1 protein-coding gene is annotated in these 1,193 nt (G+C 70.2%); it reads right to left on the bottom strand.

What is annotated here, in order from left to right:
• Positions 1-1,193 (bottom strand): acyltransferase domain-containing protein (locus A2U95_RS31835; protein WP_166029492.1); only part of this gene is annotated, 1,193 nt, incomplete at both ends.

Consider the following 1,193-nt stretch of genomic DNA (forward strand, 5'->3'; position numbering starts at 1 on the left):
CCTGCAGACTCACCCCGCCACGCTCGGGCAGGACCAGCGGGGTCTCCAGCGTCAGGTCCTCCAGGACCGGGCAGCCGACCCGCTCACCCGCGTGCAGCGCGAGCTCCACGAACGCGGTCCCCGGCAGCAGCACCGTCCCGAACACCGCGTGATCCGCCAGCCACGGATACGACTCCAACGACAACCGCCCCGTGAACAACGAGACGTCCTCACCGGCCAGCACCACCGCTCCTGCGAGCAGCGGGTGTTCAGCAGCGCTCATACCGACACCGGAGATGTCGATCGCCTGCAGCGACCTCTTGGGCCAGTAGTGCTCGTGTTGGAAGGCGTACGTGGGCAGGTCGACACGCTGAGCGCCGGTGTTGGCGAAGTACACCGTCCAGTCGACGGCGCTGCCGCTCGTGTGGAGTTCGGCGAGAGCGCTGACAACGGCGTCGGCCTCGGCACGGTCCTTCCGCAGAGCAGGGACGAATGCGGCGTCGCCGGCCGTCTCCTGGGCCATGGCGGACAGGACGCCGCCGGGGCCGAGCTCCAGGTAGGTGGTGACGCCCTGCGTCTCGAGGTGGCGGATGCCGTCGGCGAAGCGGACGGCCTGGCGGACGTGGTTGACCCAGTAGTCCGCAGTGATCAGTTCCTCGCCCGCCGTCTCACCGGTCAGGTTGGAGACGACCGGGATCCGCGGGGCGTGGAAGGTGGCCGCCTGCAGGACCTGCCGGAACTCCTCCAGCATCGGCTCCATGCGCGGCGAGTGGAACGCGTGGCTGACCCGCAGCCGCTTCGACTTCCCGAACCGCTCCGCGATCGCCAGTACCTCGTCCTCGTCGCCGGAGATCACGACGGAGGTGGGGCCGTTGAGGGCGGCGATGGACACGTTGGCGGTGAGCAGCGGCAGGATCTCGTCCTCGGTCGCCTGGATGGCGACCATCGCCCCGCCCTCGGGGAGGGCCTGCATGAGCCGGCCGCGGGCGGCCACCAGGGCGGCCGCGTCCTCCAGCGACCAGACGCCCGCGACGTGCGCGGCGGCGAGCTCGCCGATGGAGTGGCCGAGAAGGTAGTCGGGGGTGACGCCCCAGTGCTCCATCAGTCGGAACAGCGCGACCTCGACCGCGAAGAGGCCGGCCTGCGTGTAGACGGTCCTGTCGAGCAGGTCCGACTCGGTGTCGAAGACCAGTTCCTTGACCGGACGGTCCAGG

It is taken from the genome of Streptomyces chilikensis (genome assembly GCF_001642695.1).
Classification (GTDB): Bacteria; Actinomycetota; Actinomycetes; order Streptomycetales; family Streptomycetaceae; genus Streptomyces; species Streptomyces chilikensis.